This window comes from Microbacterium sp. Leaf288, from assembly GCF_001422925.1.
Classification (GTDB): Bacteria; Actinomycetota; Actinomycetes; order Actinomycetales; family Microbacteriaceae; genus Microbacterium.
Map to the genome: position 1 here is coordinate 231,388 of NZ_LMNI01000001.1, position 23,582 is coordinate 254,969.

Consider the following 23,582-nt stretch of genomic DNA (forward strand, 5'->3'; position numbering starts at 1 on the left):
GTTCTGACTGCGGCTCAGCGAGCCGCGTGGTCTGCGTACGCGCCCACGAGGCGCACCGCGCCGCCGTCGACGCCCTTGGCGCCCTGCTCCCAGTGGCCGTCGGCCGGGCGGTCGCCGGTGCGCACGACACCCACCTGCCACGTCGCGATGCCGTCACGGGAGAGAGCGGATGCTGCGGCCTCGGCCTTGTCGGAGGCCACGACCGCGAGGAACCCGATGCCGAGGTTCCAGGTGCCCTCGGTCGCCTCGAGCTCGAGGCCGCCGAGGTCGGCGAGGACGCGGAACACCAGCGAGGGCGACCACGTCGAGCGATCGACCTCGACCCAGGTGCCCTGCGGGAGCACGCGCGCGAGGTTCGCGGCGATGCCGCCGCCGGTGACGTGGCTGAGGGAGTGCACCGCGTCGCCGGTCGCCTCGATGAGGCGCAGCAGCGGCAGCGTGTAGAGGCGGGTCGGCTCGAGCAGGGCCTCGCCCCACGTCGTGCCGAAGTCGGCGGCGTTGTCGCCGTACTGGATGCCGGAGCCCGCCACGATGTGGCGCACCAGCGAGTAGCCGTTGGAGTGCAGGCCCGAGCTTGCGAGCGCCAGGACGACGTCGCCTTCGCGCACCCGCTCGGCGCCCAGCACGCGATCGGCCTCGACGACGCCGGTCGCGGCACCCGCGACGTCGTAGTCGTTGACGCCCAGAAGGCCGGGGTGCTCGGCGGTCTCGCCGCCGACGAGCGCCGTGCCGGTGGCCTCGCAGCCCTCGGCGATGCCCCGGACGATGTCGGCGATGCGCTGGGGGAAGACCTTGCCGCACGCGATGTAGTCGGTCATGAACAGCGGCTTCGCGCCGACCACGACGATGTCGTCGACGACCATGCCGACGAGGTCCTGCCCGATCGTGTCGTGCTTGTCGATGGCCTGCGCGATGGCGACCTTCGTGCCGACGCCGTCGGTGCTGGTCGCCAGCAGCGGCTTGTCATAGGCCTTGAACGCGGCCGCGTCGAAGAGTCCGGCGAAGCCGCCGACGCCCCCGAGCACCTCGGGGCCGTGGGTGCGCCGCACCGCCGACTTCATCAGCTCGACGGCGAGGTCGCCGGCGGCGGTGTCGACGCCGGCAGCCGCGTACGGGTTCACGGGCTCTTCGGGGCGGGAGGGGGCATCGCGTTCGGATGAGGCCACGGCTACCAGCCTACCGGCGCCCCGCCTGGACGGATGCCGGGGACCGCCGCTGTTACGCCGGGCCCCGCGAAGTGAAGACTCTCGCCTCGGCCGGGTGGCAGCATCCATGATCCCGCTCCTCGACGAGCCGGCTCCCGTGACGAGCGGAGGAGATGTGGGCAGCGGAGGACGGATGCTGCACCAAGAGGTCCTTCCCCGGCCACATCTCCGCCCGCGGTGACGAATCACGCGCCGCCGGTCGGTGCGAGATGCAGCCCCTGCGCGACCGCCTGCATGATCAGGGCCTGCACCCCGGGCCAGTCCTCCATGACCTGGATGTACCCCACTCGGATGACGTGGTACCCCATGTGGCGGAGGACCGCATCGTGGGTGTTGTCGCTTGCGCGTTGCCTTCCCACATGGTGGCCACCGTCCACCTGCAGCACCAGTCGCTCGCCGATGAGGAAGTCGACCCGGTGCCCCGCGATCCAAGCTTGGGGAACGATGCGGAGCTTCATCCATCGGAGCCGTGGCACGACATACGTTTCGAGCCCCGAGTCCGAGTAGGGACTGGCGACTTCGAGGATCTTCCGCACGCCGGGTGCGTAGGGCAGACGCAGGAGCGCTGACTTCTGCACGAGTCCCTTGTTGAGTGCGGACTCCACGATCGCAAGTGCAGATTCGAACGGCTGGCACACGCACACGAGGAGAAGCGCGTTCTCGATGGAGTCCTCGAGGGCGGCCGGGTCTCGCGGAATGACGGGCGCGGCCCGATGGACGTGGATCCCCTTCCTCACCACGACGCGACCTGCATGCGGATGCGCGGCCACGTGCGTCTCGGTGCTCTCGGCGGCGATCCAGAGCCCCAGGCGGCGTGCACGGGTGACGCATGAGATCACGACCCCTGCCTGCGCAGCCTTGAGAAGCAGTGGATCGACGCGGGGAACGGCGACCCAGACACGCCGCACCACGTGGAGGAGCCCGCCGGTGATCGCCGCCTCGATCGTGCGCTGTGCGTGCCCGGCTCTGACCAACGCAGCCCGACGGACGATTCCGCCTGCGTCGGATACCGCGGACAGGAGCGCGAGCGCGCGTTGCTCCGCCGTCAGCTTCATCGTCCTGATCATCGGGAACAGTGGGCTCGTCGGGTCGAGCCGATGTCATTGCTGTGCAGAACTCACCGCCCGGGGTGGTTGGGGAGGACCGCCTCCCATACGTCGGCCACGTCGTCCGCGCCGTGCCGCCGCGCGCGTGGCGCGTGAGGAGCGGAGGAGATGTAACGACGGGAGGATGCAAACGGCGTGTTCCGCCCTCCGTTCCCCACGTCTCCTCCCGTCATCGCGCGCGGGGTTCGAGCGGGGGTCCCGGGACGCGGTTCGCACCGCCTCGACGTCGATGCCCGGTTCTACAATGGCCACATGGGCGGCGCCGGTACTCCGGAGTGGCTGATCCGCGAAGACGCCGGTCAGCCCGTTCTCCTCGCCCTGTACCTGCGCCAGGTGCTCGGCATCCGTTCTCCGGAGGAGCTTCCGCACCTGCGCGGCATCCCTCCGCGCGCGAACGACCGGTCCGAAGAGGCCCAGGCGCTGCTGGAACGGCAGTGGCGTGAGTTCTGGGCGATGACTGTCGAGCCGCAGGCGCATCCGTCGCCGGTCCCCCTCGATCTGGTCGACGGCTTCGACACTGCGCTCGCCCTCCCCACCGAGGGATGCGACGAGCTCCGCGCAGCCTTCGTACCCCATGCGATCGAGGCGGTGGCGTTCGCGCAGTCGGCGAACGCGCGGTACCGAAAAGAGGCGTCGCACAGCACCGGAACGGCGTACCGCGCCTATGCGGGGGCGATCGCCGAGCACGAGCGGCAGGTCGGCCGCCGGGCGCACTCGTTCGAGCTCAACGTGCAGGTGCTGCCGCTGAATCAGCGCGGGGTCTGGTGGATCGGCTCTCTCACGATCGCCGTCACCGACGGACTGCGGGGCGATGTCGCGGCGTTCGACGCCGCGATCCACCCGATCATCGCCGAGCTGGCGTAGCGCTCGGGCTCAGTGGGCCGGGCCGTGGCCGTTGGTGCCGGGCTCCGGGTCGACGTGCACCTGCTGGTGGTCGACCGCGATCTGGTGCGTGTGACGCCGTGACCGGCGGTCGAGGATCAGCGCGAGGACGCCGCCGAGTGCGAGGCCGATCGGGGCGCAGATGAGCGCCAGGAAGCCGAACACCTGACCCTGCGAGTACATGACCCCGGTGTTCGGGCTGGCGTCGGCGGTGCCGTTGAACGCGAACGTCAGGATCATCGCGACGAAGACGCCGACCAGTGCACCGACGATCAGGAACACCGAGATCTTCGGTGCGCGTCGCACGCGCACGGTCTCGATGCGGTCCTGGCTGTGCTCGGGCATACATCCATTGTCCCACTCGGCGAGCGGGAACGCGCCCATAGGAGTGGCGGCGCCCCGCTCGGAAGCCGAGAGCGGGACGCCGCCGGGGTGACGGCCGGGGGTCAGCCGGCCGTCTGGTCTCCGTTGCCGCCGGCCGTCGCACGGCGGCGGGAGACCACGATCCAGACCACGGCCCCGATCCCGAGAGCCAGGGCGATCCCCACGAGCGCCCACGGCCACACGGGCGCCGTCGTCTGGTCGGCGGAGAGGACCTCGGCAGCGCCGGCCGCCGGCGCCTCCTCGGCCTTCACCGGCGCTGCAGCGACCGCGCAGTCGCCGGCCACCGGGAGCACGGCCGAGACCGGGTCGAGTTCGTCGCCCGCCGGGTACGTGCCGAAGGCGGCCGCGCCGGCGTCGGTCAGGGTCGCCGGAAGCGCGTCGAGCACGAGCCCGTCGTCGGTGACCTCGAGGTCGGGCAGGGCGAACTCGGCGAAGCGGATGCCCGCGGCCGTCACCGGCTCACCCGCCTGCGTCGTGCCGCTGACGTCGAACACCAGGTAGCCGGTGTCGCCCGCCAGCTCCACGCGGGCGTTCGCGAGCGTCGTGTCGAGCGCGCCCTGGTGACCGGTGAAACGGATGCTGCCGCCATAGGTGACGAGACCTGCCCGGGTCGCAGCATCCACCGCTCCCGTGCCCGCCGTCCAGACGAACTCGGGGTATTCGTACGCGACGTCGGTCAGCTCCCAGCCGCCGGCGGCGATGCCCTCGATGTACGTGCGGAAGGTCTCCTTGAAGCCCCAGTTCAGGCTGGCGGCCTCCACGAAGCAGCCGTCGGCGATCGCGGCGCGGGCGAGCGTGAAGCGGATGCCGCGGTCCACGGACCCCTGGAACGTCAGCGTGTGCTCGCCGTCCTCGAGCGTCGCGGGCAGCGAACCCGTCCACGTGGCGTTGCCCGAGGCATCCGCCGACACCTCGCCGAGGAGCGTCGGCGTCGAGTACACGACGACCTTGATGCCCTCCTCGTTCGGGGTGAAACCCGCCGCGGAGACCGTGACCGGCTCCCCCTTCTGCAGCGCGGAGAGGGTGTCGTCGTCGAGGTCGATGCCCGTCGATGCCGGCGGAGCGGCAGGGAGCGTCGTCGTGCGCGCGGTCGACGCGGGAGCCGCCGCGACGGTGCCCGTCGAACCCGCGGGCGCGGCCGCCGGGGCGCCGATCGTGAACGCCAGCGGGTCGAGGTCGGTCGTGTAGCCCTGGAACACCTGGCCGCGCCCGGCCGCGGTCAGCGTGGCCGGGACGCGCGAGTACGAGACGGTGCCGCTGGCGGTGACGCGCACCGCGGCCGACAGGTCGAGGTTCGCGAAGGCGACCTGCGAGCCGCCGCTCGTGACGTACAGCGTCGCCGCGTTCGCCGAGGTGATGCGCACCTGCGGGTTCGCGATCGTGACGTCGAGCACGCCGCCGTGGCCGGTGAAGCGGACCGACCCGGTGTACGAGACGGTGCCCGTGCCGGTCGCCGCGTCGAACGTGCTGCCCGTCGCCTGGCCGAACTGGAACAGGCCGCCGGAACGCGTGGCGCCGCCCGTCACGGCGATGCTGCCGTGCGCGATGCTGCCCGTGATGTAGCTCGCGAAGCTCGACGAGATCGCCCACGAGAGCGAGCCGCCCTGCACCGTCGCCGGCGGGGTCACCGGCGTGCCGGGATCGACCGGCGGCTCCGGGTCGGTCGGCGGCGTCACGTCGGGGAAGAGCTTCGTCCAGTGATCGGCGGTGAACGGCACGTCGGCGCGGGCGTAGATCGTGTCGGCACCCGGGTTGGAGTGCTGCTTCCACACGATCGCCTCGTACTGCTTCGTGCGGTCGAGCTTGTCCGTCGGCGCGACGAGGTCGACCGTGAACGCACCGCCCGAGATCGGGCGCACGCTCTGCACCGCCGCGAAGCCGTCGCCGGCGGTGACCGCCGACTCGGTGCCCTTCTCGATGATGGCGGCGTAGGCGCCGGTGACATCTCCGAGGTTCGAGGCGGCGACCTCGACGGACGCGCCGGCGGTGGCCGAGGCATCCGTCACCGTCACGTCGACGGCCGGCACCGGCGTGGGCTCGGCGAACGTGATCGGCGTGTACGTCTCGAACGCGGCGTACTTCGCGCCCGCTCCCGAGTAGGTGTAGACGCCGTAGTTTCCGGCGAGCGCCCGGGACGCCTCGCTGCGGGAGAGGGTCAGCGTCGTCTCGAACGTGCCGTCAGCGGCGATCGCGATCCCTCCGCGCGCAGCGCCGCCGATGGACGCGACATCAGCCGCGTGCACACCCCACTTCGTGTCGATGCCGGGCCGTGCGGAGGTCGGGGCACCGGAAGAAGGCGTCCACTCGTCGAGGAACTTGCCGAAGACGATGTACGAGCCGCCGAACTTCCCCGCGAGCGGCGGACGGACGCCGTCGGTCGCCGGCGCGTTCGGGACGAACCCCGAACCCGACACCGTGACGGTTTCCCCGTCGGGGTCGAGCCCCGTCGTCTTCGACACCGTCACGGTGGGCGTCGGGGTCTCGGGCTCGGGCTCGACCGGCGGCGCGGTGATCTCGTACGAGACGATGGACGAGGTCGAGCCGGTGAACGCCGTGGCGTCAGCCGGCGTGAACACGGCCCTCAGCTGCGCGGTGCCCGCGGTGGCGATGCTCGCAGTGACCGTCGTGCCGACGGGCGCGGAGCCGAGCTGCGTCTCGCCGTCGAAGTACGAGACGGTTCCGGATGCTGCGGGCTCGACGGTCGCGCCGAGCGCGAAGTCCGCGCCGGGCAGGCTCGAGGCGGCCGGGTCGACCGTCAGGGTCGTGGTCGTCGCGACGGCGGGGAGCGGCTGCCACGCGACTGCCGTCGAGGCGTTCTGGCTCGGGTCGGTGAAACCTCCGCCGTGGGCCTTGGAGGTGTAGACGGTGTACTGGGCGCCTTCGGCGTGCGCGGGGACGCTCAGCTGAACGCTGAACGTTCCGGACTCCGTCATCGGCGCGGTGCGGCCGGCGCCGGTGGAGCCCTCCGCGTTGCCGGGGGACACCCAGACGACGTCGCTCATCGTGCCCCCGTAGAAGCCGCTGAGACCTGCGACGCCGACGCCGACGTAGACCCCCGGCGCGACGCCCGAGAAGCCGGAGCCGGTGACGGTGATCGTGCCGCCCGCGCGTGGGGCCTGCGTGGCCGAGACGGTCGGGCTGGCGGCGAAGGCCGGAACGGCGGTGAGGGCTCCTGCCACGACGAGCAGGAAGGCGAGGAGCGCGGCGATGCTCGCGCGGCTGCGATCCAGGAACGGCTGCGTATTCACGGGGTGTCTCCGGCGCCGCGCGCGCCGAAGCGCACCGGCGCATCAGTGCGATTCGGGTTGGTTACTTAGGTTTGGCTAACCTAATATCGACACGAATGTAGGGCACTCTCACAGCCGGCGTCAAGCCTAAGGTAAGGCTCACCTAATGCTCCCCATCTCCTCTTCCCGCCGCGGTTCGCCGCGCCTGGCCGGCGTGATCGCGCTGCTCGTGGCCGCGGTCACCCTCGCCGGCTGTGCCGCGCCGGCCGCCGATGCCGCCGACGCGGACTGCCCCGCAGCATCCGTTCCGCTGGCGTCGCTGACTCTCGCCGAGAACCCGCGCACCACGACCGGGCCCTCCACGGCCTGCCTGGCGTCGCACGCGATCGAGCCTGTCGCGGCTGACGACGCCCCCGACCTGCCGGTGACGGTGACGGATGCTGAGGGCCGCGCGGTCGAGATCACCGATGTCAGCCGCATCCTGCCGGTCGACATCTCGGGCACGATCGCCGCGACCGTCTTCGGTCTGGGTCTCGGCGACGCGGTCGTCGGACGCGACTCATCGACGTCGTTCGACGGCACCGCGGACCTGCCGGTCGTGACGAAGTCGGGGCACACGCTCAACGCTGAGGCGATCCTCGAGCTCGCCCCGACCGTGATGCTGACCGACACCTCGATCGGCCCGAAAGAGGTGCGCCAGCAGCTGCGTGACGCCGGCATCGCCGTCGTCGTGGTCTCGAGCGAGCGGCGCGCCGACACGGTCGCCGACCTCGTTTCGGAGATCGCCGGAGCGCTGGGCGTTCCCGGCCGAGGTGACGCGCTCGCAGAGCGGCTCGATGCCGACGTCGTGGCGGCGCGCGCCGAGGTGGCCGAGATCGCGCCGGCGGCAGCATCCGATCGTCCGCGCATGCTCTTCCTCTACGTGCGGGGCAGCGCGAACGTCTACTACATCTTCGGGCGCGACTCGGGGGCGGATTCCCTGATCGAGGCGGTCGGCGGCGTCGACGTCGCGAGCGAGATCGGCTGGGAGGGCATGAAGCCCATGACCGCCGAGGCCCTCGTCGCCGCGCAGCCCGACCTCGTCGTGATGATGTCCGACGGCCTCGCATCCGTGGGTGGGGTCGACGGGCTGCTCGAGCGCATCCCGGCGCTGCAGCAGACGCCCGCGGGCGAGCACCGCCGCGTGGTCGACATGGCGGATGCCGAGATCCTGAGCTTCGGGCCGCGCACGGCGGAGATCATCCGGGCGCTCGCACGTGCCGTCTACGCGCCGGCGTCGAGCGCCACCCCGGAGCCGGCGTCGTGACGGGGACGATGACGGCTGCCGAGGTCGAGGCCGCGGAGGGCGGGACGGCCGAGGTCGTCACCGAGGTGCCGACGACGCACCGCCGTCGCCGGTTCGCGCTCACGGCGGCGGGGCTGTCGGTCGCGATCGTGCTCGTGGTCGTGGTGTCGCTCGGCCTCGGGCAGTACTGGCTCACCCCGGCGCAGGTGATCGGTGTGCTGCTGCAGTCCCTCGGGATCGACACGTCGTGGGCACCGGAGGCGCCGACCGCGGCCGGCGTGATCCTCGACATCCGACTCCCCCGCATCGTGCTCGGCCTCCTCGTCGGCGCAGCGCTCGCCGTCTCGGGCGTGCTCATGCAGGCGATCTTCGGCAACCCGCTCGCCGACGCGGCCGTCGTCGGCGTCTCGTCGGGTGCGGCATTCGGCGCGGCCGCGAGCCTCACGTTCGGGCTCGCGGTGTTCGGCATGTGGACGACCCCGGCCTTCGCCTTCGTCGGCGGGCTCATCGCGGTGTTCTCGGTGTACCTGATCAGCCGTTCGGGCGGGCGCACCGAGGTCGTGACGCTGCTGCTCACCGGCATCGCGATCAACGCCATCGCCGGCGCGGGCCTCGCGTTCCTCACGTTCGTCGGCACGACCTCGACCCGCGAGCAGATCGTGTTCTGGCAGCTCGGCAGCCTCAACGGCGCGCTGTGGCAGAACATCGCCGTCGTCGCGCCACTCGTCGCGATCGGCGTCGCCGCAGCCGTGTTCGTCGCGCACCGCCTCGATCTCTTCGCGCTGGGCGAGCGCACCGCGCGTCACCTCGGCGTACGCGTGGAACTGCTGCGCGTCGTCGTCATCGTCATGGTCGCGCTGCTCGTGTGCGCGGCGGTCGCGTTCGCCGGGATCATCGGCTTCGTCGGACTCGTCGTGCCGCACCTCATGCGCATGGCGATCGGGCCCGCGCACCTGCCGCTCATGGTCACGAGCGCCCTCGGCGGCGCGCTGCTGATCGCGGTCGCCGACCTCATCGCCCGCACGGCGGTGCCCCTCGCGGACCTGCCGATCGGCATGATCACGTCACTCGTGGGCGGCCCGTTCTTCCTGTGGCTCCTGCTGCGCACGCGCCGCAAGGCGGGGGCTGGGGATGAGCACGACGACGGATGCCGCGACCTCGACGGTCGCCGTTGCTCCGGGCGCCGTGCGGCTCAGCGCCCGAGGCGTGACCGTCACGCCGAACGGCGCCGGGCGGCCGGTGCTCGCGGACGCCGGGATCGACGTCCGCGCGGGTGAGCTCCACGCCCTCGTCGGTCCGAACGGCGCCGGCAAGTCGACGATGTTCGGGGTGCTCGCGGGGGATGTCACCCCGGATTCCGGCGACGTGAGCCTCGACGGGACGCCGCTGGGCAGCATCCGTCCGCGCCTTCTCGCGCAGCGGCGCGCGGTGCTGCTGCAGCAGAACGCCGTGTCGTTCCCGTTCACGGTGGAGCAGGTCGTGCGCATGGGTCGTGCCCCGTGGGCGCGCACGCCCGCCGAGGACGACGACGCCGCCGCGGTCGCGCGGGCGCTCGCGGCCACCGACCTCACGCCGCTGGCCGGGCGCGGCATCACGTCGCTGTCGGGCGGCGAGCGCGCGCGGGCCGCGCTGGCGCGGGTGCTCGCGCAGGGGTGCGACGTGCTGCTGCTCGACGAGCCCACCGCGGCGCTCGACCTCAAGCATCAGGAGGACGTGCTGCGCATCGCGCGGGATCGTGCGCAGGAGGGCGCGGCAGTGGCCGTGGTGCTGCACGACCTCAATGCGGCGGTCGGCGTCGCCGACCGCGTGACGCTGCTCTCGCGGGGTCGCGTCGTCGCCTCGGGTGCGCCGTCCGAGGTGCTGACGGCGGCGGCGATCGAGGAGGTCTACGGGCAGCGGGTCGACGTCTTCCCGCACCCGGTGTCGGGCACGCCCGTGGTCATGCCCCGGCGCTGACCAGGAGAATCGGCCTCATCCCCGGTCGTTGAGCGAGCGAGGAACGAGCGAGACGAAACGCCCGACGCAAACACCTGACCCGCGAGGTCAGGGGCGCAGCGGCAGGAGGTCCGAGATGTCGGCGCGCGTGCCCGAGGCGCTGATGCGACCGGCGGCGGCAGCATCCGTCCACTGCTCCGCGCCGGTCGCGAGGGCGATCCAGGTCGCGGGGTCCGTCTCGACGACGTTGGGCGGGGTGCCGCGCGTGTGCCGGGGCCCCTCGACCACCTGCACCGCACCGAACGGCGGCACGCGCACCTCGACCGAGTTGCCCGGCGCCTTCTCGGCGAGCAGCTGCAGCAGGTAGCGCACGGCCGTCGCGTTGTCGGTGCGGGCGGGAGCGACGGATGCCTCCACCGCCGCCGCGACCGCGCTCAGGGCGGCGCGGCCGTCATCGGTCGAGATCTTGCGGGCCACCCCTCCACGCTACGCCGCCCACCCCGGGCGCGTGCCCACCGCCCCACGCCCCACGCGCGGGCACCATCCCACGCCCACGCCCCGGGCCCCGGGCCCCGGGCCCCTCGTTCCGCCGTCACTTCGTGCGGGTCACCACGGGCCTCACCCACCAAAACCGACTGCGGAACACACACGCGACGGCCCGACKGCCCGCCGCCYCGTCGTTCCGCCGTTCCGCCGTTCCGCCGTCACGTCGTGCGGGTCACCACGCGCCTCACCCACCAAAACCGACTGCGGAACACCCACGCGAACGCCCCCGGCAGCCCGACGGCCCGCCGCCTCGTCGTTCCGCCGTCACTTCGTGCGGGTCACCACGCGCCTCACCCGCCAAGACCGACTGCGGAGCATCGGGGGGGGCGGAGCGGCGACGGGACGGAACACCGCCGGGGGGCGGGCGGGGTGCGGTTAGCGCCTCCGATTCTCCGAAACAGCGCGAAGGGCCGCCGGTAGGCTGGAACGCGTGAAGATCCTGGTTCTCGGCTCGGGCGCGCGGGAGCACGCCATCATCCTGGCGCTGCGGTCGGAGGAGGCGGAGCACGAGATCTTCGCTGCCCCCGGCAACGCCGGAATCGGGCAGGACGCGCAGCTGGTCGCCCTCGATCAGAACGACCCCGTGGCCGTCAGCCAGTTCGCGATCGACAACGACATCGCCCTCGTCATCATCGGTCCGGAGGCCCCCCTGGTGGCGGGCGTCGCCGATGCGGTGCGCACGCGCGGCATTCCGGCGTTCGGGCCCGGCCACGCGGCCGCGCAGCTCGAGGGATCGAAGACGTTCGCCAAGCGGATCATGGATGCCGCCGGGGTTCCGACGGGCCGCGCCGTGCGCGCGCACACGCACGCCGAGGTCGAGGCCGCGTTCGACGATCTCGGCGCCCCGCACGTCGTCAAGGCCGACGGACTCGCCGCCGGCAAGGGCGTCATCGTGACGAGCGACCGCGAGGCCGCCCTCGCGCACGCCGACGAGTACCTGCCGTCGGGCGCGGTGCTCGTCGAGGAGTTCCTCTCGGGACCCGAAGTGTCGCTCTTCTTCCTCAGCGACGGCGACCACGTGCTGCCGCTCAGCCCCGCCCAGGACTACAAGCGCCTGCTCGACGGCGACGAAGGCCCCAACACCGGCGGCATGGGCGCGTACTCCCCGCTCCCCTGGCTCGACGGCAGGTTCGGCAGCGAGCGCGAGTTCGTGGAGCTCGTCACGCGCGACATCGCCGAGCCCGTGATCCGTCAATTGGATGCTGAGGGCACCCCGTTCATCGGGCTCCTCTACGCCGGCCTCATCCTGACCGACGACGGCGTGAAGGTCATCGAGTTCAACGCCCGCTTCGGCGACCCCGAAACCCAGGTCGTGCTGCCCCGGCTCGTCGACCCGCTGTCGGAGCTGCTGCTGGCCGCGGCATCCGGTCATCTCGAGGATCTCCCCCTGCCGGCCTTCGCCAACGACGTCGCCGTGACCGTCGTTCTCGCGAGCGAGGGCTACCCGGCATCGCCGATCACCGGCCGGGCACTGACGAACCTGCGCGAGGCGGAGTCGGTCGACGGGGTGCACCTCGCCCACGCCGCCACCGCCGAGACCGACGGTGGCCTCGTCGCCACCGGCGGACGCGTGCTCAACGTGGTCGGCGTCGCCACCACCTTCGTCGAGGCCCGCGACCGCGCGTACCGGGCGCTCGGCGCGATCGGCCTCGAGGGGGGTCAGCACCGCACCGACATCGCCGCGCGCGTCGCCGAAGGGCTCTGACACATGCGTCGGCGCGCGACTGGGCCCACGCGCCCGGAGGCTCCGCGCGACGCGCCAGCGGCGCGTGGCGCGGGCGTGAGGACCGTTCTCTCCGTCGCCCTGCTGCTCGTCGGCGCGACCGTGACCGGGTGTTCGGGCGCCGTCGACATCGACGCTCCCGGCAAGGAGTTGATGGACCAGGCGCACCAGGTCGCGAACGAGGCCCTCGTGGCCGCGGCCACGACCGGGCTGCAGGCGCTGCAGGCAACCGGTGCGGTCACCGAGGACGCCGTGCGCGACGCGCTCGAGAAGGCCGGAGCGGCCGAGGTCGAGACCCGCGTCGAGGGCGACAGCCTGCTGTTCGGCGCGGAGGTCTCGGGCGGCTGCGTGTACGGCTCGGTCGGCACCTCGGGCACCGTCTCGATCGACCTCGGCGGCGTGAACGCCGGCGGCGGGTGCCTGCGCGAGCCGTGATCCACCTCGTTGCCCGACGCCTTCGTGCCGACCACCGCGATCGGGTGATCGCCTGGCTGGGTGGGATCGACAGGCCCCGTCGCCCCGAGGCGCTCGAATCGCTCGCGGCTGAGGGCGTCGACCACGAGACGGCGATGATCATCGACACCAGCGAAGGCCCGATCATCGTCTACGCGATGCAGACCGATGACCTCGAACGCTCGCGTGCCGTCACCGATGAGTCGCAGCGACCGATTGACGCGGAGCATCGCGCGGTGATGCGTGCGGCGGATGCGGGACCCGTCGCGGCGGAGATCGTGCTCGACCTGCGCGCCGACGAACGCTAGCGAGGACTGCGCGCGCCGCTGTGGAGCCTCCGCGACGAAGTGATCGGCGCGGGAGACGACCCGCTTCTACACTCGGGTGAAGACGGCGGTGAGGACGCATTGATGGGGACGACCGGGATCGTCGGTGGCGGCATTGTGGGCGTCGCGCTCGCCCGGGCGCTGAGCGCGCGCGGCGACGAGGTCACCGTCCTCGAGAAGGAGGGCCGGCTGTCGCAGCATCAGACCGGACACAACTCCGGAGTGGTGCACGCGGGCCTTTACTACAAGCCGGGGTCGCTGAAGGCGACGCTGTGCGCGACCGGGCGGGTGTCGATCCGCGAGTTCTGCGAGGAGAAAGGCCTGCCCTACCGGGAGGTCGGCAAGCTCGTGGTCGCGGTGGACGAGTCGGAGCTTCCCGCGCTGGCCGAGATCGAGCGGCGCTCGCTCGAGAACGGCGTGCCCGACCTGACTCGCATCGACGATCTCGAACACCTGCGGGAGATCGAGCCGCACGTCGCCGGGGTCGCGGCGGTGCATTCGCCGCACACCGCCGTGGTGGACTACGCCAGCATCACCGAGGCGATGGCGCAGGACGTCCGCGCCGGCGGCGGCGAGGTGCGGCTCGGCCACGAGGTCACCGCGATGACGCTCGAGAACGGCCGGGTGCGGGTGGTGACGCCGGTGTCGGAGGACGTGTTCGACCGGGTGATCGTGTGCGCCGGTCTGCAGTCCGACGTGGTGGCCCGGTTCGTCGGCGCCGACCCGTCACCGAAGATCCTGCCCTTCCGCGGTGAGTACTGGGAGCTCGCGCCGGAGCGCACCGACCTGGTGAAAGGCATGATCTACCCGGTCCCGGATCCGCGTTTCCCGTTCCTCGGGGTGCACTTTACGCGCGGGGTGTACGACAACGTGCACGTGGGCCCGAACGCGGTGCCGGCCCTCGCCCGTGAGGGGTACAACTGGCTGCAGTGGTCGGTGAAGGACACGCTCGAGTCGCTGCGGTGGCCGGGCGCGTGGCCGCTCGCGAAGCAGCACTGGCGGATGGGTGTGGACGAGGTCTCGGGATCGCTGATCAAGCCGCTGTACTTCCAGAAGGCGCGCCGGTTCATCCCCGAGCTGCGCTCGTCGGACCTGTCCCACAAGCACGGCGCCGGGGTGCGCGCGCAGGCGTGGGGCCGCTCGGGCGAGCTGCTCGACGACTTCGCGGTCGACCAGGTCGGCCCGGTCACGTTGCTGCGCAACGCCCCCTCGCCCGCCGCGACCAGCTCCATCGCGATCGCCGACTACGTCATCGACCACTACCTCGACGCGCCGGGGGCTGCTGCTCCTGCGGTGAAGACGGCGGCGACGGATGCTGCACCGCCCGCCACGCCGGCCCCTTGAGCGTCCACCGAACCAAGGCCCCGGAGCCGCGGCGCTCATGGCCGACGCGGTCGCCGTCCATCGGCCGATCGGACGAGGCGTTTCGAGCCGGGCGGCCGAAGCGGGCGACCCCTTGCCGCGGCGAACATGGCGGCATGACAACCGCCACCGCCCGCCCGCAGCCGACTCGACGCCGGCCCGAATGGCTCGTGCCCGCCGGCCTCATCGCCCTGAGTCTCGTGCCGATCGTGGCCGGCTCAGCCCGTCTCACCCAGCTCACCACGGGAGCCACGGTCACCGCCGAGAACGCCCGGTTCTTCGACTCGCCCATCCCCGTCGTGGCGCACATCATCGGGTCGAGCGTGTTCCTCGTGCTCGGCGCGCTGCAGTTCTCGCCGTCGCTGCGGCGGCGGCGATGGCACCGCATCGCCGGGCGCGTCGTCGCACCCGCGGGGCTGGTCTCGGCGCTTTCGGCACTCTGGATGACGCTGTTCTACGACATGCCGGCAGCCGTGACAGGGCCGGGACTCGCCGCCGTGCGGGTCGTGCTGGGCACGGCCATGGCAAGCGCCATCGTCGTCGCTTTCGTCGCGATCCGGCGGGGCGACGTGCGCACGCACAGCGCGTGGATGACCCGCGCCTACGCGATCGGCATGGGCGCCGGCACCCAAGTGCTCGTGTTCATGCCCTACACGCTGGTGATCGGCACGCCTGCCCCGTTCACCCACACGCTGCTGATGACCGCCGGCTGGGTGATCAATCTCGTCATCGCCGAGGTCGTCATCCGGCGGCGCGCTCGCGCCGGACGCAGCCGCCGCGGCGCCCCGATGGCGGCGACCGGTGCCCGCCTATCATGAGGGCATGACGAGCCCGGTCCGCGCGCTCTGGGACGCGCCCGCGGCGGTTCCGGCGCCGCCGCGGCGGGTCTGGCGCGACGGGGTGCTCGTCGGCGTGATCCCCGTGCTCGCGGTGTTCGAGGCATCCGTCCGCGTCGACGTGCCGTGGCGCTGGCTGTGGGCCGTCGTGCTCGCCGTGCTCGCTCCCACGCTGCTGTGGCGCCGGTCGCGGCCGTTCACGATGCTCGCGATCGCGTTCGCCGTCGGCACGGCCGTGGGCCTCGCGACGGCGGGCGACCCGCAGCTGTACACGACGGCGTACTTCCTGATCCTGCTGTACGCGGTGTTCCGTTGGGGCTCCGGGCGGGCGATGATCGGCGGCGGCGTGCTGGTGGGGATCGGGATGCTGCTCACCTTCCTCGCGACACCGCCCCAGGTCGCCGACGTCATCGGCGGCGTGGCCGTCGCGGTCATGACGGCGACCCTCGGCCTGGCCGTGCGGTGGAGGCGCCGCGCGCGCAGCCGCGAGCTCGAACAGGTGCGGCTGCTCGAGCGCGAGCAGCTCGCCCGCGACCTGCACGACACCGTCGCGCACCACGTGTCGGCGATCGCGATCCAGGCCCAGGCCGGCAGCGCCGTGGCCGCGACCGATCCCGGCGCGACGGTGCAGGTGCTGCAGGCGATCGAGGCCGAGGCGACGCGCACGCTCCGCGAGATGCGCGCGATGGTGGGCGTGCTGCGTGGGCCGGGCGACGCGCTCGCGCCCACTCCCGGGCTCGCCGACATCCGCGCTCTGGAGACGACGGATGCCGCGACGCCGGCCGTCGTCGTGAGGCTCGGCGGTGACCTCGACACCGTGCCGCAGGCGGTCGCCGCCGCGGTGTTCCGGATCGCACAGGAGGCGGTGACGAACGCCCGCCGTCATGCCCGCGACGCCAGCCGGATCGAGGTGGGTGTCGAAGTCGACGCGGAGGGTGTGCAGCTCGAGGTGCGCGACGACGGCGGGGCTGCAGCTGGGCCCACGCGCCCGGAGGCTCCGCGCAGCGCGCCAGCGCTGCGTGGAGGGGACGCCCGGAGCATTCCCTCGTTCGGCTACGGGATCACCGGCATGCGCGAGCGCGCGGCGCTGCTGGGTGGCACGTGCGAGGCCGGACCTGCGCTCGGCGGAGGCTGGGTCGTCGCCGCGAAGCTCCCGCGGGCAGGATGGACCGCATGAGCGTGCGCGTGCTCGTCGCCGACGACCAGGACCTCGTTCGGACAGGGCTGCGCATGATCCTGGACGCGCAGCCCGACATCGAGGTGGTCGGCGAGGCCGCCGACGGCGCCGAGGCGGTTGCGCTCGCGCGGAGCCTCCGGCCCGACGTCTGCCTGCTCGACATCCGCATGCCGGTGATGGACGGGCTCGCGGCGACCCGCGCCCTCGCCGGACCGGACGTCGCCGACCCGATTCCCGTCGTGGTCATCACGACATTCGATCTGGACGAGTACGTGTACGAGGCGCTGCGCGCGGGAGCGCGCGGGTTCCTGCTCAAGGACGCCGGCGCCGTGCTGCTCGCCGAGGCCGTGCGCGCGGCATCCCGCGGCGATGCGCTCATCGACCCGAACGTCACGGTGCGCCTGATCGAGGCGTTCGCGGGTGCGACGCCAGAGCCGCCGACGCCGCCGTCGGCTCCCCTCACCGACCGGGAGGAGGCTGTGCTCGCCGGCGTCGCCCGGGGGCTCGGCAACAGCGAGATCGGCGACGAGCTGCACGTCTCGCTCAGCACCGTGAAGACGCACCTCGCGAACATCTCGACCAAGCTCGGCGCCCGCAACCGCGTCGAGCTCGCGATCTGGGCACACGAGCGCGGTCGCGGCCGTCACTGAACCACGGGAAGCAAAGAAGGACGCCGGCGCCGCGTGCTGGGGGACATGCGGGCCGGCGTCCTGTCGACGCCCGGGATCGGGGAGGACCCTGCGGGCGCCGCGCGACCTGAGCTGGGGAAATCAGGTCTGACGACGGATGAAGCGCATCAGCCACGCGATCACGGCGATGACGATGATCACGAGGCCGATCCAGAGCAGGAACTTGGCCGCTTCGATGAATACGCCCAGCAGCAGCAGGACGATTCCGACGATGAGCAGGATCACTGCGAGTCCGGTCATGTGACCATGGTGGGCGGCTGAGCCGCCGCCGACCAAGCTCTTGACAAGCTCCCCGAACGGCGTTAGTCGGATGCGACAGCCGCGTTCGCGGCCTGCCAATCCTCGGTCGACGTCGTCTTCGGCCGACGAAGGAACAGCACCACGACGACGCCGACGAGCATGACCGCGGCCGGCAGCAGGATGGCCTGCGCCATCGCCTGCGAGAAGCCGTCGATCACGAACGGAGGCAGCGTTCCTTCGCCGAACCCGCCCGATGCGTCGGACGCGCCAGGAAGGTTCGCCTCGAGCCGGGCCTGCATGAAGGCCGCGATCGATGCCGAGCCGATCACCGAGCCGATCGTCCGGGTGGTGTTGTAGATGCCCGCGCCGGCACCGGCCTGTCGCGGAGGCAGGTTGCGCGTGGCCGTGGTCGCGAGCGGCCCCCACATGCCGGCGTTGCCGATGCCCATGAGCGCCGACGGCAGGAGGAACATCCAGATCGGGGTGTCGACGTTCATGAGCGACGAGTACCAGAACAGCGAACCCGCAACCATGAGCAGGCCCGGCACAAGGAGGAACCGCGGGTCGGTGCGGTCGAGGAGACGGCCGGCGAACGGCGCGCCGACGCCGGAGAGGACGGCCATCGGGATGAGCAGCAGCGCCGACTGCGTGGGGGTGAGCCCCCGGGCGAGCTGGATGAAGAACATCAGCGGCAGCGACATGCTCGTCACGGTGAATCCGACGATCGCTATGCCGAGGTTCGACACCGAGAAGTTGCGGTCACGGAAGAGCGGCAGCGGCACGAGCGGCTCGTTCTTGGTGCGCGCCTGCGTCCAGATGAAGAGCGCCATCACCGCCACGCCGCCGGAGACCATCGCCCACACCCACGGCGCCCAGTCGTACTTCTCGCCCTCCTGCAGGCCGAAGACGATCAGGAAGAGGCCGACGGCGCTCAGCACGACGCCGACGATGTCGAAGCGGTGCGGGTGCGTCTCGAGCTTGGGCACGAGAATCCACGCGAGCACGAACGCGATGACACCGACGGGGATGTTGATGAAGAAGATCCACTCCCACCCGAAGCCGTCGACCAGCAGGCCTCCGGCCAGCGGCCCGACGAGGGTCGCGACACCGGCGGTGGCGCCCCACAGGCCCATCGCCGCGCCGCGGCGGTTCGGTGGGAAGGTGCGCGTGATGACGGCCATCGTCTGCGGGGTCATCAGCGCGGCGCCGAGGCCCTGCACCGCGCGGGCGATGATGAGCATCTCGAGGGTGCCCGACAGACCACACCACAGCGACGCGAGCGTGAACACCGTCAGCCCGATCAGGTAGATGTTCTTCGGCCCGAACCGGTCGCCGAGGCGGCCGGTGATCAGGAGCGGCACCGCGTACGCGAGCAGATAGGCCGAGGTGACCCACACGACGTTGTCGAGGTTGTTGGTGTCGGGGTCGAGCGCCGCCTTGATGGCGGGGTTCGCGACCGAGACGATCGTCGTGTCGACGAGGATCATGAAGAAGCCGATGACCAGCGCCCAGAGGGCGGGCCAGGGGCTCTGGGGCTTGTGCCCGACGGCGTAGGCACCGGTGATCGGGCCGGCGACCCGGGCGGTGGCGGATGCCGCGCCCGCCGTGGGGCGGGACTGCGGCGTTTCGGGGGTGGTCACTGTCGTGCTGCCTTTCTCTGGGCGAGATAGCGTTCCGAGGGGGTGGGGGTGGGACCCCAGGCGAAGTCGGGATCGGCGATGCGCGGGAGCACCGCGTCCATCCACACGAGCTCCGCGCGCAGGAGCGCGAGCTCGCGGTCGATCTCGATGAGGTACTGCGGGGGCACGCCCTTCTCCAGGGCGTGACGCTGGCCGTCCTCGAGGGACCCGAGCGCCGCGGCGAGCGCGGCGCGTCGGACGCCGAGCAGCTCGATCGCCTCGTCGCGATCCAGTCCGTGCACCTCGGCGAGCGCGACGCGGAACTCCGCCGGGCGGTCCACGCGCGGCAGCTCGCGGCGCACCCATTCGAGCACCGCGGCGGCGCCGGCATCCGTCTGCGTATAGGTGGTGCGCTCGGGGCGGTTGCCGTCGCGGTCGACGCCGACCTCGGCGATCAGTCCCGCCCGCTCGAGCCGCCCGACGGTGTGGTAGACCGTGCCGTTCGTGATCGTGACGAGCCGGTCGTCCCGGCGGAAGTGCATCAGCCGGATCATCTCGTACGGGTGCATGTCCCCCTCGCTCAGCAGCGCGAGCACGGCCACCCCGAGCGGGGTGAGGCGGGCGACAGGGTCTGACACGGTGATCACTCCACTTCGATTAGTCCACGTGGACTATACGCTTCTTCGTCGCGACATGCATCCCTCGCGCTCTGTCGGTGGGGCGTCGTACGGTGAGGGTCATGGCAGACAAGGGCGCCGCGCGCAGGGAGAAGTTCCCCGAGTCGTACGCGATCTTCGACCCGATCGTGGCGGAATGGACGACGCGGCCCGACGTCTCGCTCGGCGCGATGTTCGGGTCCGAGGGCCTGAACGTCCGCGGCAAGGTGTTCGCCTTCGTCACCTTCGAGGGCGCCCTGATGGTGAAGCTGCCTGAGAGCCGCGTCGGCGAGCTGGCCGAGGCGGGCGAAGCCGAGCCCGCCGTCATGCGGGGGCGGCCGATGCGCGAGTGGGCGACCGCGGGGACGGATGCTGCCGACCGCTGGCCCGCGCTCGTCGCCGAGGCGTTCGCGCACGTCGACGAGATCACGCCGTGAGCCCGTCGGCCCCGATGCGACCCCGCCCCGAAACCCGCCGGAGTCACCCGGGATAATGGACGGGTGACGGCTATCCCCACCCCCACGACCGAGCTCCCCGGCTGGCGCCACGCCTACTCCGGCAAGGTCCGCGACCTCTACGTCCCGGCGGACACGCCCGAGGGGGCGACGCCCGAGCGCATGCTGGTCGTCGCGAGCGACCGCGTCAGCGCGTTCGACCACGTGCTGTCGCCGGGCATTCCCGGCAAGGGCGAGCTGCTCACCACCCTGAGCCTCTGGTGGTTCGACCGGCTCGCGGGTGCGGACGGGGGTCGCAGCATCCCGAATCATCTCGCCGCCTCGCACGAGCTCACGCTCGGGGCCGACGGCGCCGATGACCTCAAGAGCCTGATCCCGGAGGCCGTCGCCGGCCGCGCGATGGTCGTGAAGAGCCTCGACATGCTGCCGATCGAGTGCGTCGTGCGCGGGTATCTCACCGGCTCGGGCTGGGCCGAGTACGGCGAGAACGGCACGGTGTGCGGCATCGCCCTGCCCGAAGGGCTCTCGAACGGCGACCGGCTGCCCGAGCCGATCTACACCCCCGCCTACAAGGCGCCGCTCGGCGAGCACGACGAGAACATCTCGTACGAGCGCACCGTCGAACTCGTCGGCGCCGAGCGCGCGGCGGAGCTCCGCGACCTCTCGCTCGAGATCTACGCGCGTGCGGCCGCGACGGCCGAGGCGCACGGCGTGATCCTCGCCGACACGAAGTTCGAGTTCGGCCTCGACGGCAACGGGGTGCTGACGATCGCCGACGAGGTGCTCACCAGCGACTCGTCACGATACTGGGATGCCGCGGCCTGGGCGTCCGGCACGACCCCCGCCGAGCGCATGGCGAGCTTCGACAAGCAGATCGTGCGCGACTGGCTGGCCGCGAACTGGGCGGCCCCGCGCGAGGGGGAGCCGCCGGCACTCCCGGCGGACATCATCGACCGCACCACCGCCCGCTACCGCGAGCTGCTCGAGCGCCTCACCGCCGCCTGACGCCGCGGCGCGGCATCCGCCTCACGCGTTCTTCATCGCCTTCAGTCGGACGAGCAGCACCGGCCCCGTGCTGTCGAGCATCCTGCCGCCGATCAGGATGCCGGCGACGAGCACCGCGGTGCCGCCCACGATCCCGATGGCGAACGCGATCCAGCTCAGGGTCGGGTTCTGCGTGAAGTACCCGATGAGCCCGACGATGATCGCGGGCGCCGAGAGCGCGAGCGCCACCAGCCAGATGCCGAAGAACGCCATGCCCTGCAGGAACGTCGTGCCCGGGACGCGCTTGAACGGGTTGTCGCCCGAGCCCGGAACCGGCACCACGAGCTGGGCCGAGGTGACGGCGCAGACGCCGTAGCAGGTGAAGAGGATGCCGAGCGCCATGCCGAGGATGCCGGGCAGCTGCGTCCAGTCGCCCGCGAACACGAAGGGCAGCGCCGCGGCCAGCAGCACCAGCGGCACCGCGACCGCGGCGGCGGCGAGGATGCGCCCGAGCCGGTCGGCGCGACCGCGCGCGCCCGTCGCGACCTCGGTGCCGAACGCCGTGCCGTCGTACGAGATGTCGGCGTACACAACGATGCCGATGATGAACGCGATGATCGGCGCCGAGAACGCCAGCGCCACGAACGGGTCGCCGTCGCGGGCGTAGAACCACAGCAGCACCGGCACGAGCGGCACGGCGATGAGCTGGCGCAGATACCGCGGGTCGCGCGTCCAGTACGTCAGCGACCGCGCGAAGACCGCACCCGCGGCACCGCTCGGCACGCGGCCGAACCATCCGATCGACCCGGCCCGCACGGCGGCGGCCGACGTGAGCCGGGGCCGCACGAGGGAGCGTGCGAGCGAGGCGCGCCAGAGCAGCCACAGCGCCGCGAGGGTGGCGAGCGCGATGAGCAGCTTCGCCGCGGCGGCGGGCAGATCGCCGGCGGCCGCGTCGGCGGGCACGGCCCAGGCGGCGCCGAGCGGCGTCCAGCCGAGGAGCGGCACGAGCTCGGCGATGGTGTCCGCGTTCACGGTGACTCCGTTGGCGAGCCCCACGATGATGGGCCCCGCCAGGATGAGCGGGATGAAGATGAGGATGCCCGCGACCTCGCGGAAGCGTCGGCCTCCCCCGAAGCCGGAGGCGATCGTCGCGACGGCGCGTGAGGCGACCACCGCCGTGAGCACCGCCAGCGGCGTGCTCACCAGCCAGGCGACGAGCGCCGCAGGCCAGTGCGCCCACGTCGCGATCGTCGCGAGCGCGGCCGCCGACGTGATGATGCCCGGGATGCCGCAGACCGCGGCGAGCGTGAGCGCGACCATCATCCGCGAGGTCGTCAGAGGGAACACGACGAGGCGATCCGGGTCGAGCGTCGTGTCGACGCCGAACGCCACGAGAGGGATGAGGGCCCACCCCAGCGTCACCAGCGACCCGGCGCCCACGATGACGATGCCCGCGAGCCGGACGTCGGCGAAGCCCAGCGCGACGAGGCCCGCGACGATGCCCACGAGGATCAGGGCGCCGTAGAGGGCACCGAGGATGAACCCGACCAGCTGCCACGGACTGCGCGCGAGCTGGTTGCCGAGAACCCGGAACCGCAGCCTCAGGAGCGTCGCAACCATTCCGGCCCCTCCGTGTGGCGGCGGCCGCCGACGAGCTCGACGAAGCGGTCCTGCAGGGACTCCCCCGCCCGCACGTCGTCGACGGTGCCCGCGACGAGCAGCCGGCCCGCCGCGACGATCGCGACGTGGTCGCACATGCGCTGGACGAGGTCCATCGAGTGGCTCGAGACGATGACGGTGCCGCCGCCGGCCACGTAGCCGGCGAGGATGTCCTCGATGTTCGCCGCCGACACCGGATCGACCGACTCGAAGGGCTCGTCGAGCACGAGCAGCCGCGGGGCGTGGACCAGGGCGCACGCCAGCGCGATCTTCTTGGTCATGCCCGCCGAGTAGTCGACGACCATCGTGCCCGCGGCATCCGTCATGTCCATGAGGGAGAGCAGATCGGCCGTGCGCTGGGCGATCTCGTCGTGCGGCAGACCGAACAGCAGCCCGTTGTAGGTGACGAGCTGCTCGCCCGTGAGGCGGTCGAACAGCTTGACGCCGTCGGCGAGGTTGCCGACCATCGCCTTCGCCTTGACCGGCTCGCGCGACACGTCGACCCCGTGCACGAGCGCCTGACCCGCGTCCGGCATGAGGAGTCCGGTCGCCATCGACAGCGTCGTGGTCTTGCCGGCGCCGTTCGGGCCCACCAGCCCGTAGAACGATCCCGCGGGCACGCGCAGGCTGACGTCGGCCACGGCCACCTTCTCGCCGAAGCGCTTGTGGAGTCCCCGGAACTCGAGGGCGGGCGGTGTCGGCAGGGTCGCTGGGTCGGTCACGTCTCTCCGTCGGTTCTGCATCGAAGGTCCGGGTGCGAGCCGGAATCCGTCCAGCCTCTCGGATGCCGCGTGGCCGAGGCAACTCGCGCGCACCCGCTCGCTAGGGTGATC

The 23,582-nt window shown here is 72.0% G+C and carries 23 protein-coding genes; 13 read left to right on the forward strand and 10 right to left on the reverse strand.

The window, feature by feature from the left end:
* Positions 1 to 14: 14 nt before the first annotated feature.
* Positions 15 to 1,166 carry a phosphoribosylformylglycinamidine cyclo-ligase gene (gene purM / locus ASF40_RS00985; protein WP_056365166.1) on the reverse strand — a complete coding sequence of 384 codons (1,152 nt, stop codon included), beginning with the start codon at positions 1,164 to 1,166 and terminating at the stop codon, positions 15 to 17.
* 224 nt (positions 1,167 to 1,390) lie between these two features.
* Positions 1,391 to 2,260 (reverse strand): endonuclease domain-containing protein, encoded by an 870-nt coding sequence (locus tag ASF40_RS00990; RefSeq protein ID WP_056366623.1) that lies wholly within the window; start codon positions 2,258 to 2,260, stop codon positions 1,391 to 1,393.
* Between the two features lie 303 nt (positions 2,261 to 2,563).
* Here ASF40_RS00990 and ASF40_RS00995 point away from each other — a divergent pair, with 303 nt between their 5' ends.
* Entirely contained in the window at positions 2,564 to 3,175 is a 612-nt protein-coding gene (locus ASF40_RS00995; RefSeq protein WP_056365169.1) for a hypothetical protein, read from the forward strand.
* A gap of 9 nt (positions 3,176 to 3,184) precedes the next feature.
* Here ASF40_RS00995 and ASF40_RS01000 read toward each other — a convergent pair whose 3' ends face one another.
* On the reverse strand, positions 3,185 to 3,538 hold the full coding sequence (locus ASF40_RS01000) for a hypothetical protein (protein ID WP_056365172.1): 354 nt from the start codon (positions 3,536 to 3,538) through the stop codon (positions 3,185 to 3,187).
* Positions 3,539 to 3,639: 101 nt separating this feature from the next.
* Positions 3,640 to 6,825, reverse strand: coding sequence for an HtaA domain-containing protein (locus ASF40_RS01005; RefSeq protein ID WP_056365175.1), 3,186 nt, complete (start codon positions 6,823 to 6,825; stop codon positions 3,640 to 3,642).
* Positions 6,826 to 6,970: 145 nt separating this feature from the next.
* On the opposite strand from ASF40_RS01005, the gene ASF40_RS01010 reads away from it, so the two are divergent.
* From ASF40_RS01010 to ASF40_RS01020, 3 genes are read left to right on the forward strand one after another with little or no spacing between them, the layout of a single operon-like run.
* Entirely contained in the window at positions 6,971 to 8,110 is a 1,140-nt protein-coding gene (locus ASF40_RS01010) for a heme/hemin ABC transporter substrate-binding protein (RefSeq protein ID WP_056365178.1), read from the forward strand.
* An 8-nt stretch (positions 8,111 to 8,118) separates the two neighbouring features.
* A complete protein-coding gene (locus ASF40_RS01015; RefSeq protein ID WP_200919406.1) occupies positions 8,119 to 9,366 on the forward strand; it encodes a FecCD family ABC transporter permease in 1,248 nt (415 codons plus the stop codon).
* Positions 9,296 to 10,045 carry a heme ABC transporter ATP-binding protein gene (locus ASF40_RS01020; protein WP_200919424.1) on the forward strand — a complete coding sequence of 250 codons (750 nt, stop codon included), beginning with the start codon at positions 9,296 to 9,298 and terminating at the stop codon, positions 10,043 to 10,045. The genes ASF40_RS01015 and ASF40_RS01020 overlap by 71 nt, the downstream gene beginning before the upstream one ends.
* Before the next feature lie 87 nt (positions 10,046 to 10,132).
* Here the strand turns inward: ASF40_RS01020 and ASF40_RS01025 are convergent, their stop codons facing one another.
* Positions 10,133 to 10,501, reverse strand: a complete 369-nt coding sequence (locus ASF40_RS01025; RefSeq protein WP_056365184.1) for a sterol carrier family protein — start codon at positions 10,499 to 10,501, stop codon at positions 10,133 to 10,135.
* 499 nt (positions 10,502 to 11,000) lie between these two features.
* Between ASF40_RS01025 and purD the strand changes: the two genes are divergently transcribed.
* From purD to ASF40_RS01060, 7 genes are all read left to right on the forward strand, one after another.
* Positions 11,001 to 12,275 carry a phosphoribosylamine--glycine ligase gene (purD, locus tag ASF40_RS01030; protein WP_056365187.1) on the forward strand — a complete coding sequence of 425 codons (1,275 nt, stop codon included), beginning with the start codon at positions 11,001 to 11,003 and terminating at the stop codon, positions 12,273 to 12,275.
* A gap of 75 nt (positions 12,276 to 12,350) precedes the next feature.
* Complete coding sequence (locus ASF40_RS01035; protein ID WP_056365190.1) at positions 12,351 to 12,728, forward strand: hypothetical protein; 378 nt, start codon at positions 12,351 to 12,353, stop codon at positions 12,726 to 12,728.
* Positions 12,725 to 13,054 carry a DUF6176 family protein gene (locus tag ASF40_RS01040; protein WP_157549343.1) on the forward strand — a complete coding sequence of 110 codons (330 nt, stop codon included), beginning with the start codon at positions 12,725 to 12,727 and terminating at the stop codon, positions 13,052 to 13,054. The genes ASF40_RS01035 and ASF40_RS01040 overlap by 4 nt, the downstream gene beginning before the upstream one ends.
* Before the next feature lie 102 nt (positions 13,055 to 13,156).
* A complete protein-coding gene (gene lhgO, locus ASF40_RS01045) occupies positions 13,157 to 14,416 on the forward strand; it encodes an L-2-hydroxyglutarate oxidase (protein ID WP_082496781.1) in 1,260 nt (419 codons plus the stop codon).
* 134 nt (positions 14,417 to 14,550) lie between these two features.
* Complete coding sequence (locus ASF40_RS01050; protein WP_056365197.1) at positions 14,551 to 15,252, forward strand: DUF2306 domain-containing protein; 702 nt, start codon at positions 14,551 to 14,553, stop codon at positions 15,250 to 15,252.
* 4 nt (positions 15,253 to 15,256) lie between these two features.
* The gene (locus ASF40_RS01055) at positions 15,257 to 16,447 is read left to right on the forward strand and encodes a sensor histidine kinase (protein WP_056365201.1); all 1,191 of its coding nucleotides are present in this window, start codon (positions 15,257 to 15,259) and stop codon (positions 16,445 to 16,447) included.
* Complete coding sequence (locus ASF40_RS01060) at positions 16,444 to 17,097, forward strand: response regulator transcription factor (RefSeq protein WP_056365204.1); 654 nt, start codon at positions 16,444 to 16,446, stop codon at positions 17,095 to 17,097. Before ASF40_RS01055 ends, ASF40_RS01060 begins: the two co-directional genes overlap by 4 nt.
* Positions 17,098 to 17,217: 120 nt before the next feature.
* On the opposite strand, the gene ASF40_RS21295 is transcribed toward ASF40_RS01060, so the two are convergent.
* The 3 genes from ASF40_RS21295 to ASF40_RS01070 form a co-directional block, all read right to left on the reverse strand.
* The gene (locus tag ASF40_RS21295) at positions 17,218 to 17,376 is read right to left on the reverse strand and encodes a hypothetical protein (RefSeq protein ID WP_169583593.1); all 159 of its coding nucleotides are present in this window, start codon (positions 17,374 to 17,376) and stop codon (positions 17,218 to 17,220) included.
* Between the two features lie 62 nt (positions 17,377 to 17,438).
* Complete coding sequence (locus ASF40_RS01065; RefSeq protein ID WP_056366627.1) at positions 17,439 to 18,941, reverse strand: DHA2 family efflux MFS transporter permease subunit; 1,503 nt, start codon at positions 18,939 to 18,941, stop codon at positions 17,439 to 17,441.
* A 71-nt stretch (positions 18,942 to 19,012) separates the two neighbouring features.
* Entirely contained in the window at positions 19,013 to 19,633 is a 621-nt protein-coding gene (locus ASF40_RS01070) for a PadR family transcriptional regulator (RefSeq protein WP_056366631.1), read from the reverse strand.
* 101 nt (positions 19,634 to 19,734) lie between these two features.
* Between ASF40_RS01070 and ASF40_RS01075 the strand changes: the two genes are divergently transcribed.
* A complete protein-coding gene (locus ASF40_RS01075; RefSeq protein ID WP_056365207.1) occupies positions 19,735 to 20,088 on the forward strand; it encodes a hypothetical protein in 354 nt (117 codons plus the stop codon).
* A gap of 72 nt (positions 20,089 to 20,160) precedes the next feature.
* Positions 20,161 to 21,111: a phosphoribosylaminoimidazolesuccinocarboxamide synthase gene (locus tag ASF40_RS01080; protein WP_442922680.1), complete on the forward strand. Its 951-nt coding sequence runs from the start codon at positions 20,161 to 20,163 to the stop codon at positions 21,109 to 21,111.
* Positions 21,112 to 21,132: 21 nt separating this feature from the next.
* On the opposite strand, the gene ASF40_RS01085 is transcribed toward ASF40_RS01080, so the two are convergent.
* Positions 21,133 to 22,710: a hypothetical protein gene (locus tag ASF40_RS01085; RefSeq protein ID WP_056365213.1), complete on the reverse strand. Its 1,578-nt coding sequence runs from the start codon at positions 22,708 to 22,710 to the stop codon at positions 21,133 to 21,135.
* Positions 22,692 to 23,492: an ABC transporter ATP-binding protein gene (locus ASF40_RS01090; protein WP_056365216.1), complete on the reverse strand. Its 801-nt coding sequence runs from the start codon at positions 23,490 to 23,492 to the stop codon at positions 22,692 to 22,694. Before ASF40_RS01090 ends, ASF40_RS01085 begins: the two co-directional genes overlap by 19 nt.
* Positions 23,493 to 23,582: the final 90 nt, after the last annotated feature.